Below are 13,601 nucleotides of genomic sequence, written 5' to 3'. Positions count from 1 at the left end.
CGCTGCTCCGGGAATGCTGCGCAGGAGCGTCCTAGATGTTGAAGCCGAGGGCCCGCATCTGGTCGCGGCCGTCGTCGGTGATCTTCTCGGGACCCCATGGTGGCATCCACACCCAGTTCAGGCGCCAGTCGTCCACTACGCCGTCCAGCGACAGGCCCACCTGCTCCTCGATGACGTCAGTCAGCGGGCACGCCGCCGTGGTGAGCGTCATGTCGATCAGCAGGGCGCCGTCGTCGGCGTACTTCAGGCCGTACAGGAGGCCAAGGTCAACGATGTTGACACCCAACTCGGGGTCAATCACGTCCTTGAGGGCTTCCTCGACGTCGTCAAGCGCGGTCTGTCCCGCGTTCACTTCACTCATTGTTCTCTACCTTCTCGAAGTGTTACCGAGTTCACTTGCTGCTGAGCCTAGGCGCCGGCCGTGGTGACAGCAGGAGCCGGGGACTGGGCGCCGAAGCGGTCGTAGCCTTCGGCCTCGAGGCGGTCGGCCAGCTCAGGGCCACCCTGTTCAGCAATCCTGCCGTCAACGAACACGTGGACGAAGTCCGGCTTGATGTAGCGCAGGATCCGGGTGTAGTGGGTGATCAACAGGGTACCCATTTCGCCCTTCGAATGCTCGCGGTTCACGCCTTCGGACACGACCTTCAGCGCGTCGACGTCGAGGCCTGAATCGGTCTCATCCAGGATGGCGAAGCGGGGCTTGAACAGCTCGAGCTGAAGAATTTCGACACGCTTCTTCTCGCCGCCGGAGAAACCCTCGTTGACGTTGCGCTGGGCGAAGTCGGCGTCGATGCGCAGCTGCGACATCGCTTCCTTGACGTCCTTGGTCCAGTGACGCAGGCTCGGAGCCTTGCCATCGAGGGCAGTCTTCGCGGTCCGCAGGAAGTTGGTCATGGTGACGCCGGGTACCTCGACCGGATACTGCATGGCCAGGAACAGGCCGGCGCGGGCCCGCTCGTCGACGCTCATATCGAGGACGTCTTCACCGTCGAGGGTGATGGATCCGCTGTCAACGAGGTACCGGGGGTGACCGGCAATCGTCGAGGCGAGGGTCGACTTGCCGGAACCGTTGGGCCCCATGATGGCGTGTGACTCGCCGGTGTTGATGGTCAGGCTGACCCCTTTGAGGATCTGCTTCCTGACCCCCTGCTCCGTCTCGATGCTGACGTGGAGGTCCTTGATTTCAAGGGTGGACATCTGTGGTTCTCCTTCGCGCCCTGCGTGGCAGGGAGTGCAGTAGGTGTTCGAGCTAAGTAGTCGAAAAGTGTGTGGCGGCTAGCCGAGGTCCGGGACAGCGGCACCGTTGGTGACGGTGGTGATGTCCACGTAGACCTCGTCGCCGTGAATTTCCAGGGCGAACACTGGGACAGGTTCATAGGCTGGCAGTTGCAGCGGGGCGCCGCTGCGCAGATCGAACTGCGATCCGTGTCCCCAGCATTCGATGACGCATCCTTCGACGTCCCCCTCGGAGAGGGAGATATCGGCATGCGAGCAGGTGTCCCCGAGAGCATGGATTGCACCCTCGGAGTCCTTCACCACAGCCACCGGATAGTCGTCGATCAGAATGCGCAGGGCCTGGCGGACCTCAATGTCGTTGACATTGCAGACCAGTTCGCCCTTCGGTGCATCAGCCATCAGATGTTTCCTGCCGCGAGTTCCCGCTCCACGGCGTCGGTCAGTCGCTCCTCCAGGGCTGGCACCTTGATCTGCTGAATGACCTCGTTGAGGAAACCGCGGACCACCAGTCGGCGGGCGGTTTTCTCGTCGATGCCGCGAGCCATCAGGTAGAACAGGTGCTCGTCGTCGAACCGGCCGGTGGCGCTGGCGTGGCCTGCACCCTCGATGAGACCAGTTTCGATCTCCAGGTTCGGCACCGAGTCCGAGCGCGTTCCGTCAGTCAACAGGAGGTTACGGTTCGTTTCGTACGTATCGGTCCCCTCCGCCTCCTTGCGGATCAGCACGTCGCCGACCCAGACGGTGTGAGCGTCCTGGCCCTGCAGCGCGCCCTTGTACGTGACGCGGGATTTGCAGTTCGGGACGGCGTGGTCCACCAGGAGGCGCTGCTCAAGATGCTGGCCTGCGTCGGCGAAGTACAGTCCGTACATCTCGACCTCGGAGCCTGGTCCGGTGAAGAGCGACGACGGCGTCATCCGCACCAGGTCTCCGCCCAGGCTGATCACGACGTGCTTGAACTTCGCGTTCCGACCGATTTTGGCCTGCTGGGTGGAGGTGTGGACGGCGTCGTCGTCCCATTCCTGCACACTGACGACGGTGAGTTCAGCGCCGTCGCCGACGACGATTTCAACGTTCTGCGCGAGGGTGGTCTTGCCGTGGTGATCGAGCACCACGACGGCCTTTGAGAACCGCTCCGCGGTGATGATCAGGTGCTGGGCTGCAGGGGCCTCATCGACGCCATTGATGGTGATCTGGATGTCCCTGTCCGCGATCGTCTCCACCGGGATGGTCACGACCGTGGCCTCAGTGAACGCTTCCCAGGCTGCGGCCGAGACCCGGTCATCGGGGATGGACGCGGAGCCGATGCGGGAGTCGTCGCGGCCGACGGTTTCCACCTGGATGTTGGTGGCGCCGGAAACCTCAACGGTGGGCCCCGAACCGGTCAGCGGCTGGTCGTGCAACCCGCGGAGACGCTTGAGCGGGGTGAACCGCCAGTCCTCTTCGCGGCCGTTCAGCGGTGCGAAGTCGGCCAGCCTGTAAGACTTGAGCCGCTCACCGCGGGATGCCTCGGGGATGACCGGGGCGTCGCCGTGGCTGTGCTTTTTCGCGCCATGCTGGTCGGTGCCCTCGTTGAAGGGGGAAAGGTTTTCCCCTTCTTCGGTGAAACCGTCGATGGCAATTTTCTCTTCGGACGCCGGAGCGTCTAATTGGGTAGCTTCAGCCATTATCAGCCTACTGCCCCTTCCATCTGGAGTTCGATCAGGCGGTTCAGTTCGAGGGCGTACTCCATGGGGAGTTCACGGGCGATGGGTTCGATGAACCCGCGCACGATCATGGCCATGGCCTCGTCCTCGGGCATGCCGCGCGACATCAGGTAGAACAACTGTTCCTCGCTGACGCGCGAGACGGTTGCCTCGTGGCCCATGGTGACGTCGTCCTCGCGGATGTCCACGTACGGGTAGGTGTCGGACCGGGAGATCGTGTCCACCAGCAGGGCGTCACAGCGCACAGTGTTCGCCGAATGCGTGGCACCCTCGCGGACCTGGACCAGCCCGCGGTAGGCGGCCCGTCCACCGCCCCTGGCAACCGACTTGGAGATGATCGATGATTTGGTGTTCGGTGCGATGTGCACCATCTTCGAACCGGTGTCCTGGTGCTGACCCTCGCCGGCGAAAGCAATGGACAGGGTCTCGCCCTTGGCGTGCTCCCCTACCAGGTAGACGGCCGGGTACTTCATGGTGACCTTCGAGCCAATGTTGCCGTCAACCCACTCCATGGTGGCGCCCTCGTGGGCGATAGCCCGCTTGGTGACCAGGTTGTACACGTTGTTCGACCAGTTCTGGATGGTGGTGTAGCGGACGCGGGCGTCCTTCTTCACCACGATCTCGACGACAGCCGAGTGCAGGGAGTCCGACGTGTAGATCGGGGCGGTGCAACCTTCGATGTAGTGCACGTAGGAGCCCTCATCGGCGATGATGAGGGTCCGCTCGAACTGGCCCATGTTCTCCGTGTTGATCCGGAAGTAGGCCTGCAGTGGGATCTCAACGTGAACGCCGGGTGGCACGTAGACGAAGGAGCCGCCGGACCAGACGGCCGTGTTCAGCGATGCGAACTTGTTGTCGCCCACCGGGATGATCGAGCCGAAGTACTCCTCGAAGAACTCGGGGTGTTCCTTCAGCGCAGTGTCGGTGTCCATGAAGATGACACCCTGGCGTTCGAGCTCCTCGTTGATCTGGTGGTAGACCACCTCGGACTCGTACTGGGCCGCCACGCCTGAGACCAGGCGGTTACGCTCTGCCTCGGGGATACCGAGCTTCTCGTAGGTGTTCTTGATGTCTTCGGGGAGTTCTTCCCAGCTGCCAGCCTGCTTCTCGGTGGAGCGCACGAAGTATTTGATGTTGTCGAAGTCAATGCCCGACAGGTCAGCACCCCAGGCGGGCATGGGCTTCCGGTCGAAGTACTTGAGGCCTTTCAGGCGCAGGTCAAGCATCCATTGGGGCTCGTCCTTCTTGGCCGAGATGTCGCGGACGACCTCTTCGCTGAGTCCGCGTTTGGCGTTGGCGCCGGCGTCGTTCTTATCCGACCAGCCGAAAGCATAGTTACCGATGCCTTCGAGCTCCGGATTGCGCTCCAGGATGTCACTGATTACTGCTTCCGGAACGGCTGGCTCAGCCATTGTCTTCTGGTCTACTTGATCCGTCATCACGGCCTTTCATGCTGATGGTTGGATACGGTCGGTTCTAGCCCGGGGATGTCAGTCCCGGCGGGGGCCGGTATTACCCGGCCCACAGGTATGTGGGTGGTGCAGACGTGGCCGCCGCGCGCCAGCGTGGACAGCCGGCGTACGTCGACGCCGAGCAGCCGGGAGAATACTTCGGTCTCCTGGTCACAGAACGAGGGAAAATCGGCGGCGAGCTCCTGCACCGGGCAGTGACCCTGGCAGAGCTGGACCGCCAGCATGGCAGCGTTCGGGGCGTTCCGCCCGACAACCGTGGTGGACCCCACGAACCCGTCCGCGGTCAGTGCTCCGGCCAGCGCACGGGCGCGGTCTTCGAGGTCGGGGCCGGCGGCTTCCACCAGGGGGCGGTACCGGGTTTCCATCTCGGCGAAGCGGGTCCGGGCGAACTCGTCGACGGCGTCGGGACCGGCGACCAGTTGGAGCTGCGTCAGAGCCGCCTTGGCGATGGACAGGTAGTCGGTGCCCAGCTCGGTCTGCCCGCGCTGGCTCAGCACGTACCTGCGGGCCGGCCGGCCCGCTCCCGAAGAGGGGTTGCCGACCAGTTTCACTTCGATGAGCTGTTTGCGGGACAGGGCATCAAGGTGGCGTCGGACGGCCGCCGGGGTGAACCCCAGGCGTTCACCGAGTTCAGCCGCGCTGACCGGGCCGTGTTCGAGGACCGCGGCGAGCACCTTGCTGCGGGTCCGGTCCTCGACCTCACTGGGCCTGGAACCGTTGGGGCGGGAGCTGTTGGGCCGGGAGTCATTTGGCTGGGAGCCATTTGGGCGCGCCTCAGCCGGGAAGGTGCTGGCTGGGGATGAATTGCTCATGTCGCCTCCTCCGGAATCCGCGGCACAGATTTATGCCCACAGAATAGACAACACAATCATGTCCTAATCTGTTCCCCACTGCCAGTAAGGCGAGGCTATCCGAAGGGCGGTTCCGCACGGGAAGGCACAGCTACTACATGCCGTAGAATAATTGAGTGCCAAACCCCTCTCCCGCGCTGGAAGTTGAAGCGCTCGTCAAGGACTTTGGACCCGTTTCCGCGCTCGACGGCAAGATGGTCAGGGTGCTCGACGGCGTCCACCTTCGAGCCTACCCCGGGCAGGTCACGGCGCTCCTCGGCGCGAATGGTGCCGGCAAGACCACCACCCTCGAATGCGCGCAGGGTTTGCAGCGCCCCAACGGTGGGACGGTCAGGCTACTCGGTGAGAACCCGTTCAACGCCGGAGCGGCGCTTCGCAGCAGAGTCGGAGTGATGCTGCAGGAAGGTGGGCTCCCGCCGTCGGCCCGGCCGCTGGCCCTGCTCAACCATGTGGCGGCCATGTACGGCGCACCCCGCCCGGTGGCCGAGCTTGCCGACCGGTTGGGCATCAACTCCTACGCCACCACGGGCATCCGACGGCTCTCCGGCGGCCAGAAACAGCGGCTCGCCCTCGCCTGCGCGCTGATCGGCAACCCCGAGGTGCTCTTCCTGGACGAGCCCAGCGCAGGACTGGATCCGCAGTCACGCACCATCGTGTTCGACCTGATCCGTGAACTCCGCGCTGAGGGGCTGGCCATCATCCTCACCACCCACCTGCTCGACGACGCCCAGAAGCTCGCCGATTATGTCTACATTCTCGACACGGGCCGCACCGTCACCCACGGCACCGTCGCTGACCTGACCGCCGACGACGCCGGCGACACGTACCGGGATCTCCGCTTCCAGGCCGCCCCAGGCCTCGGCCTCCCGGCCGGCGCGTTTCCGGCGCTCAGCTTTAGGGAAACCGATCCCGGCCGCTATTCGGTGGCTGGCTGCTTCACCCCCGCCGACCTGGCAGGACTTGCACGGTGGTGGGAAGAGGCCGGCGTCCTGCCCCTGTCCATCAGCATGCAACCCCGGTCCCTCGAAGACGTGTTCCTCGACATCTCCGGACGGGAAATCCGATGAGCACTGCCGCTCCGCTGGCTAAACGCATCCTCCTGCAGGGCCGCTACGAGGCGCTGTCCATGCTCCGCAACGGGGAACAACTGGTCCTGGCCATTGCGTTGCCCCTGCTCGGTCTGGTGGTCCTGGTCCTGACGCCGTTCCTTGACGGGATGGCGGACAGCCGAATCGACGCAGCGACCCCGGGCATCATTGCGCTCTGTGCCATGTCCACTGCCTTCACCGGGCAGGGCATCGCTACCGGCTTCGACCGCCGCTACGGCGTGCTGCGGTTCCTGTCCACTACTCCCCTGGGTAAACCAGGGCTGATCCTGGGGAAGGTGCTCGGCGTCGTCGTCGTCCTGGCAGTCCAGCTGGTGGTCATCGGTACCGTTGCGGTCCTGCTGGGATGGCGCCCGGATGCTGCGGGGATGCTGCCTGGGCTGGTGCAACTGATCGTCGGCGCTGCGGCATTCACAGCCCTGGGCCTCCTGGTGGCTGGAACCCTCCGGCCGGAGGCGACGCTTGCCGTGACCAACCTGGTGTGGATCCTGCTGGCCGTGGCCGGCGGTATTGTGCTCCCCGGGACGCTGCTGCCCGATGCCATGCGGCCGTTAGTTGACATCCTGCCGTCCTCGGCGCTGGGCGACGGACTACGGTCGGCGCTCATCGACGGGGCCTTCAACCTTCCTGCGTTCCTTATCCTCGCGGCGTGGGCCTTCCTGTCCAGCCTCGCCGCCATCCGCTGGTTCAAATGGAGTTAGCACACATGACACACCCTGCACCCACCGGCTGGAGCCGTCTCACAGCGAAACTCCCCCGCACCAACTCGCGGTCCGTTCGCGGTCTGGCGCTCGCCTCGCTGATCTCCCAGATCATGATCGTGGTGACCGGCGGTGCCGTGCGGCTCACGGCCTCAGGATTGGGCTGCCCTGAGTGGCCCAGGTGCACTGCCACGTCAATCGTCAATACACCGGAAATGGGCATCCACGGGGTGATCGAGTTCGGCAACCGGCTGCTGACCTTCGTGTTGACAGCCATTGCCATCGCCATGGTGGTATCCCTCTGGAATCTGCGCAAGGAACGCAAGGACCTGTTCCGGCTCGCCATCGCGCTGGCCGCAGGCATCCCCGCGCAGGCTATCCTCGGCGGCATCACGGTGCTGACCCAGCTCAACCCCTGGGTGGTCGGCTGGCATTTCATCGTCTCGATGGTTCTGATTGTCCTTGCCACGGTGCTGGTCAACCGGGCACGGATCACCACCGCGCAGGCGGCAACGTCGGCCGCGCCGTTGGGATCACGGCTGCTGCGTCAGATCCTGACCGCTGCGGCAGTGCTGACAGCCATCACGGTCTTCCTCGGGGTGATCGTCACCGGATCCGGCCCGCACGCCGGTGACGCTGGCGCCGCCCGGAACAACCTCGACCCCGACCTCATGACCCGTATCCACGCGGCGCCGGTCTATCTGCTGGTACTTACGGTCGCCGTCGCGCTGGTGCTGGTGTACCGCGAGTCGGCAGCGTCACGACTCAGGACATCGGTGGTGATCCTCGCCGCGGTGGTTCTTGCCCAGGGCGCCCTCGGCTACCTGCAGCACTTCCTGCACCTGCCCGTCGTGCTGGTGGCCCTGCATATGCTCGGAGCATCAGTGCTGACGGCGGCCATGGCCAACAGCGTCTATCTGGCGGCAAGCCGCCAGGAGCGGGCCACACTGGAATCCGACGACCACGGTGTCGCCTCGGAGCCCGCGGGCTTCAGAGACGACCGGTAACCTCAAGCGCGTCGATCAGGCGTGCCAGGTCGCGCTGCTCACTACCCGGCACGGGTAATACCGGCAGCCGCGGGTCCCCGGCGTCGATGCCACACGCTTTCGCCAGTGAATGAAGCCCGCTCAGCTTCCGCAGCCGCAGGACGGCCTGCACCACCGGCAGCAGAAGCTTCCGCGACTCAGCAATCCGGGCACCATCCCCACTGACTACCGCCGCCCGAAACTCGGTGTAGGCGCGGGGAAGCAGCGCCGCGGGACCGGTATGCCAGGCGTCCGCTGCGATATCGCCCGAGGCGATCAGCAGGTCCCCGCTCAGCCCATGGCTGAACGGCTGGCTGGTCAGTGACCGCAACCGGTCGTAGCGCTGCCGGAAGGACACCACGTCGGTGGCAGTGTCCTTGAACGCCTGCACATTGGGGAGGTCAAGGAGTTCGGCGACCAGTTCCAGGTCGTAGTGGAACTGGGTGGTGCCGGGGTTGTTGTAAAGGCAAATCGGCAAGGACGTGACCTCGCAGACGGCAGCGGTCTGGGTCGCCACCTCATCGTTGTTCAACGGCACATAAGACACCGGTGAGAGCACCACACCTGAGGCTCCGGCGCGCTCGGCGTCCCGGGCGGCGTCGAGCACTTCCCTCGTCCCCACCGAGCTGATCCCCACCACGACGGGAACGCCGGACTCCTGGGCGGCGTCGACGGCGGTCGAGGCGACCTGCGATCGTTCAGCGGCGCTGAGGTAGGCGAAACTACCCGAGGAGCCCAGCACCGCTATGGCATCCACCCCCGAGGACGCGAGGGAGGACACCAGCGACGCCAGCGCGGGGAAGTTGATGTCACCGTTCCCGTGAAAGGGAGTGACTGGATACGCGATTAGACCGTTGAACACCATGTGCCCATGCTAGTCGTACCCACTGGTTAGAAGACCGGGCCGCCGATGAACGGATCGATGGCCAGCGCGAGGAACACTACGGTGAGGTAGCTGATCGAGCCGTGGAACACCTTCATGGAACCCTTGTCAGTGACCGTGCCGCGCACCGCAGAGGTGTGGAGCTTGTGGGTTTCCGACAGGAACCAGATACCGGCGGCGAGGGCCGCGACGGTGAATACCCAGCCCGCCCCGCCCACGGGGATGAGCAGCAGTGAGCAGGCGACCGTCGCGTAGGCGTAGAGGACCACCTGGACGGACACAACGCGGGCACCGGCGATCGCGCCCAGCATCGGCACCTTGGCCGCGTTGTAATCGTCGCTGTACTTCATGGAGAGCGGCCAGTAGTGCGGCGGCGTCCACAGGAAAATGATGAGGAAGAGGACCACGGCTGGCCACTCAATGGTGTTCGTGACAGCGGCCCAGGCAATCAGTACCGGCATGCAGCCAGCGGCTCCGCCCCAGACAATGTTCTGCGGCGTGCGGCGTTTCAGAATCAGCGAGTAGACGACCACGTAGAAGAAGATGGCTGCCACGCCGAGACCAGCGGTCAAGGGGTTGGCGCCGAACCACAGCAGGGCAATAGCGGCAACGCCGAGCACCCAGGAAAAGATCAGGGCTTCGCGGGGGGAAACCTCACCGGTGACCAGCGGCCGCTTCTCGGTGCGGTGCATCACCTTGTCGATGTCGCGGTCAATGTAACAGTTGAACGAACCGGCGCTGCCGGCGGCCAGTGCGCCACCGACCATGGTCGAAATCATCAGCCAGACACCGGGTAGTCCGCCCTGGGCGAAGATCATGGTTGGCAGTGTGGTGACCAGCAGCAGCTCGATCACGCGAGGCTTGGTCAGAGCGAGATAGGCCTTAGCCTTGCGTTTGAAACCCGTACTGGTGCCCGTTGTGCTGGCAAGGCCCGGATCCTGCTCGGTCTTCACGAGGTAACACTGCCGTTTCTGCTGGGGGGAAAGTCCTCTCTCATCATACCGTCCCCTCCCTCCCAGATTTTACAGACTGTAGAAGTAACCTCGCCGGATGCGCCCCAGAGACTCGTCACGTCACGATGTGAACCACAAATTTGAAAACCGGCCCAAGACGATAGGGTTGACCCTAATGCCCAGCCCGTTTCCGCCGGTAAAATGGTGGCCGCGGGGCGTGGGTAGCCAGAATGCAGGTTTTTACAACGGTGAACGGCCAGTTGTTCCGGTGCGCAAAGACGGCGATCGCCAGTCCCACAGGGCGCCGCGGCGCTGGCCGTGGAGCACAGAGAGGGGCTGAGGTTTCGTGCCGCAGCTTGATACGCAAGAACTGACCTGGACCGAACTGGACACGCGTGCGGTGGATACCGTCCGGGTGTTGGCAGCAGACGCTGTGGAGAAGGTGGGAAACGGCCACCCCGGCACGGCTATGAGCCTGGCGCCCGCGGCCTACCTGCTGTTCCAGAAACTAATCCGGCATGACCCCTCCCAGCCTGAGTGGACCGGCCGCGACCGGTTTGTGCTGTCGCCGGGCCACACCTCCCTGACCCTTTACATCCAGCTCTTCCTCTCCGGGTACGGACTGGAACTCGAGGACCTCCAGTCCCTGCGGACCTGGGGCTCGAAAACCCCCGGCCACCCGGAATACCGCCACACCGCCGGCGTCGAAATCACCACCGGACCGCTAGGTCAGGGCCTAGCCTCGGCAGTCGGGTTCGCCTTCGCCCAGCGCCGGATGCGCGGCATGATGGATCCCGATACCGCCGCCGGCGAAAGCCCATTCGACCACACCATCTGGGTGATCGCGTCCGACGGCGACCTCCAGGAGGGTGTCACGGCTGAAGCCTCGTCGCTGGCCGGACACCAGGAGCTCGGCAATCTGGTGGTCCTCTACGACGAGAACCACATCTCCATCGAAGACGACACCGACATCGCGTTCACTGAGGACGTACTCGGGCGCTACGAGGCCTACGGCTGGCATGTCCAGCGCGTTGACTGGACCAAGACCGGCGACTACGTCGAAGACGTCCAGGAACTGTACAACGCCCTGACAGCGGCACGGGACGAGACGTCCAGGCCCTCGATCGTGTCACTGCGGACCATCATTGGCTGGCCGGCACCGACGAAGCAGAACACCGGCAAGATCCACGGTTCGGCCCTCGGCGCAGACGAGGTGGCAGCCCTCAAGGAGACCCTCGGCCTCGATCCGGCCAAGCACTTCGACGTCGCCCCCGAGGTGTTGGACCACGCCCGGCAGGTCAGCGACCGCGGGCAGGCCCTGCGCTCCGAATGGGACAAATCATTTGGCGCCTGGCAGCAGGCCAACCCCGAGAACGCCAAGCTCCTCGACCGGATCGCCTCCCGGACCCTCCCGGCCAACTGGGATGACGCCCTGCCCGAATTTGAGGCGGGCAAGGACATGTCCACGCGGGCCGCATCCGGCAAAGTGCTCTCAGCCATTGGCCCAGTGCTCCCGGAACTGTGGGGTGGCTCGGCCGACCTCGCAGAATCGAACAATACGACGATCGAGGGATCGCCGTCGTTCATCCCCGAGGGGAAGCAGACCGACACCTGGCAGGGCAACCCGTACGGCCGGGTGCTGCACTTCGGGATCCGCGAGCATGCGGCAGCCGCGATCGTCAACGGCATCGTGATGCACAGCAGCACCCGGGCGTTCTCCGGCACCTTCCTGATCTTCAGCGACTACCAGCGTCCGGCCGTCCGGTTGGGCGCACTCATGGGGGTCCCGTCCATCTATGTCTGGACCCACGACTCCATCGGCCTGGGCGAAGACGGTCCCACCCACCAGCCGGTAGAGCAATTGGCCGCCCTGCGCGCAATTCCAGGGCTCGACGTCGTCCGCCCGGGTGATGCCAACGAGGTGGCCGTCGCCTGGCGCACCATCCTCGAAAACACCGAGAACCCGGCGGGGATCGTCCTGACCCGGCAGAACATTCCCACCTATGCACGCGGCACCGGTGCAGCTGACGGCGACACCTTCGGCTCAGCCGAAGGCGCAGCCAAGGGTGCCTACATCCTCGCCGAAGCGACCGGCGGCACCCCCGATGTCATCCTGATCGGCACCGGCTCGGAGGTTCAGCTGGCTGTTGAGGCACGCGAAACACTGCAGGCGGAGGGCATCGCTGCCCGCGTCGTTTCGATGCCGAGCCTTGAATGGTTCAACCGCCAGGACGAGACCTACCGTGAATCGGTGCTTCCCGGCACCGTCAAGGCGCGGGTTTCCGTGGAGGCCGGGGTGGCCCTCGGCTGGCGCGAACTCATTGGCGATGCCGGCAGGTCAGTGTCTCTGGAACACTTCGGTGCATCCGCTGATTACAAGCGGCTGTTCAACGAATTCGGCATCACCGCCGACGCCGTCGTCCAGGCAGCCCGCGACTCCATCGCTGTTGCAGGCGACCACCGGGCACCCAACGGCACGCCGGCGTGGTCCGGCCCCGCATCATCCGAAACCGGCGACCAGCAGTAACAGCCGACAATTCAAGGAGATCCACCATGACTTCAACACCCACATCAGACCTTTCCGCGGCCGGCGTATCGATCTGGCTCGATGACCTTTCACGGGAGCGCATCAACTCGGGCGCTTTCAAGCACCTGATCGAGGAACGCAACGTGGTTGGCGTCACCACCAACCCCAGCATCTTCGCCGCGGCACTGCAGCAGGGCGAGTCCTACGCGACCCAGGTTGAGGCCCTGGCTGCAGCCAACATCCCCGTCAATGACGCTGTCTTCGATATCACCACCCACGACGTCGCCCAGGCCTGCGACATTTTCGGCGCGGCAGCCAAGAGCACCGGCGGCGTCGACGGTCGCGTGTCCATCGAGGTTGACCCCCGGTTGTCCCGGGATACCGAGGGCACCATCGCCGAGGCCAAGCGCCTCCACGCCAAGGTGCAGCGATCAAATGTCCTGATCAAGATCCCCGCCACCGTCGAGGGGCTCGAAGCAATTGCGTGCACCCTCGCCGCCGGGATCAGCGTCAACGTCACCCTGATCTTCTCTCTGGAGCGCTACCGGGCTGTGATCAACGCCTTCATGCTCGGCATCGAGCAGGCGAAGGAAAACGGGTTCGACCTCTCGACCATCCACTCGGTCGCATCTTTCTTCGTGTCCCGCGTGGACAGCGAGATCGACAAGCGTCTGGACGGCATCGGGACCGACGAAGCCGCAGCGTTGAAAGGCAAGGCAGGGTTGGCGAACGCCCGGCTCGCCTACCAGGTGTACGAGGAGCTGTTCGAGACGGAGCGGTGGGAAGTTCTCGCGGCCGCCGGAGCCCGGCGGCAGCGTCCCCTGTGGGCATCCACCGGGGTCAAGGACCCGGCACTACCTGACACCCTGTACGTCACCGAACTGGTGGCACCCGGCGTCGTCAACACCATGCCCGAAAAAACGCTTGAGGCCACGGCGGACCACGGGGTGATCACCGGCGATACGATCACCGGAACGTACGACGACGCCAACTCAGTGCTGAACAGCCTCGAAAACATCGGGATCTCCTATCTTGAGGTAGTCGAGCAGCTCGAGGTCGAAGGCCTCGAGAAGTTTGTGACCAGCTGGAACGAGCTACTCGAAACAGTTCAGACCGCACTGGATACGGCAAGGGGTTAATGACA

General features: G+C 64.5%; 13 protein-coding genes. 5 read left to right on the top strand and 8 right to left on the bottom strand.

Annotation, left to right across the window (positions count from 1 at the left end):
* Window positions 1-31: 31 nt before the first annotated feature.
* The 6 genes from B384_RS0114425 to B384_RS0114400 form a co-directional block, all read right to left on the bottom strand.
* A complete protein-coding gene (locus B384_RS0114425; protein WP_019483812.1) occupies window positions 32-361 on the bottom strand; it encodes a metal-sulfur cluster assembly factor in 330 nt (109 codons plus the stop codon).
* A gap of 47 nt (window positions 362-408) precedes the next feature.
* A complete protein-coding gene (gene sufC, locus B384_RS0114420) occupies window positions 409-1,197 on the bottom strand; it encodes a Fe-S cluster assembly ATPase SufC (protein WP_019483811.1) in 789 nt (262 codons plus the stop codon).
* Between the two features lie 78 nt (window positions 1,198-1,275).
* Window positions 1,276-1,635, bottom strand: a complete 360-nt coding sequence (locus B384_RS0114415) for a non-heme iron oxygenase ferredoxin subunit (RefSeq protein WP_019483810.1) — start codon at window positions 1,633-1,635, stop codon at window positions 1,276-1,278.
* Window positions 1,635-2,900: a Fe-S cluster assembly protein SufD gene (sufD, locus tag B384_RS0114410; RefSeq protein ID WP_019483809.1), complete on the bottom strand. Its 1,266-nt coding sequence runs from the start codon at window positions 2,898-2,900 to the stop codon at window positions 1,635-1,637. Before sufD ends, B384_RS0114415 begins: the two co-directional genes overlap by 1 nt.
* A gap of 2 nt (window positions 2,901-2,902) precedes the next feature.
* Window positions 2,903-4,378 carry a Fe-S cluster assembly protein SufB gene (gene sufB / locus B384_RS0114405; RefSeq protein WP_019483808.1) on the bottom strand — a complete coding sequence of 492 codons (1,476 nt, stop codon included), beginning with the start codon at window positions 4,376-4,378 and terminating at the stop codon, window positions 2,903-2,905.
* Window positions 4,378-5,223, bottom strand: coding sequence for a helix-turn-helix transcriptional regulator (locus B384_RS0114400; RefSeq protein WP_019483807.1), 846 nt, complete (start codon window positions 5,221-5,223; stop codon window positions 4,378-4,380). The genes sufB and B384_RS0114400 overlap by 1 nt, the downstream gene beginning before the upstream one ends.
* A 155-nt stretch (window positions 5,224-5,378) precedes the next feature.
* On the opposite strand from B384_RS0114400, the gene B384_RS0114395 reads away from it, so the two are divergent.
* From B384_RS0114395 to B384_RS0114385, 3 genes are read left to right on the top strand one after another with little or no spacing between them, the layout of a single operon-like run.
* Complete coding sequence (locus B384_RS0114395) at window positions 5,379-6,329, top strand: ABC transporter ATP-binding protein (RefSeq protein ID WP_019483806.1); 951 nt, start codon at window positions 5,379-5,381, stop codon at window positions 6,327-6,329.
* Window positions 6,326-7,069: an ABC transporter permease gene (locus tag B384_RS0114390; RefSeq protein WP_019483805.1), complete on the top strand. Its 744-nt coding sequence runs from the start codon at window positions 6,326-6,328 to the stop codon at window positions 7,067-7,069. Before B384_RS0114395 ends, B384_RS0114390 begins: the two co-directional genes overlap by 4 nt.
* A gap of 5 nt (window positions 7,070-7,074) precedes the next feature.
* A complete protein-coding gene (locus B384_RS0114385) occupies window positions 7,075-8,076 on the top strand; it encodes a COX15/CtaA family protein (protein WP_019483804.1) in 1,002 nt (333 codons plus the stop codon).
* Here the strand turns inward: B384_RS0114385 and B384_RS0114380 are convergent.
* Both B384_RS0114380 and B384_RS0114375 read right to left on the bottom strand, forming a co-directional pair.
* The gene (locus tag B384_RS0114380; RefSeq protein ID WP_019483803.1) at window positions 8,060-8,959 is read right to left on the bottom strand and encodes a dihydrodipicolinate synthase family protein; all 900 of its coding nucleotides are present in this window, start codon (window positions 8,957-8,959) and stop codon (window positions 8,060-8,062) included. The genes B384_RS0114385 and B384_RS0114380 overlap by 17 nt on opposite strands.
* 26 nt (window positions 8,960-8,985) lie before the next feature.
* Window positions 8,986-9,930: a heme o synthase gene (locus B384_RS0114375; RefSeq protein WP_019483802.1), complete on the bottom strand. Its 945-nt coding sequence runs from the start codon at window positions 9,928-9,930 to the stop codon at window positions 8,986-8,988.
* Between the two features lie 346 nt (window positions 9,931-10,276).
* On the opposite strand from B384_RS0114375, the gene tkt reads away from it, so the two are divergent.
* Both tkt and tal read left to right on the top strand, forming a co-directional pair.
* Window positions 10,277-12,457 (top strand): transketolase, encoded by a 2,181-nt coding sequence (gene tkt / locus B384_RS0114370; RefSeq protein WP_019483801.1) that lies wholly within the window; start codon window positions 10,277-10,279, stop codon window positions 12,455-12,457.
* A 26-nt stretch (window positions 12,458-12,483) separates the two neighbouring features.
* Window positions 12,484-13,596 (top strand): transaldolase, encoded by a 1,113-nt coding sequence (tal, locus tag B384_RS0114365; protein WP_019483800.1) that lies wholly within the window; start codon window positions 12,484-12,486, stop codon window positions 13,594-13,596.
* The last annotated feature ends 5 nt before the right edge of the window (window positions 13,597-13,601 follow it).

It is taken from the genome of Arthrobacter sp. TB 23, assembly GCF_000294595.1.
In the GTDB taxonomy this organism is placed as follows: Bacteria; Actinomycetota; Actinomycetes; order Actinomycetales; family Micrococcaceae; genus Arthrobacter_D.
The sequence above is the reverse complement of the archived record's forward strand: the minus strand, read 5'-3'. Positions and strand labels throughout refer to the sequence as shown.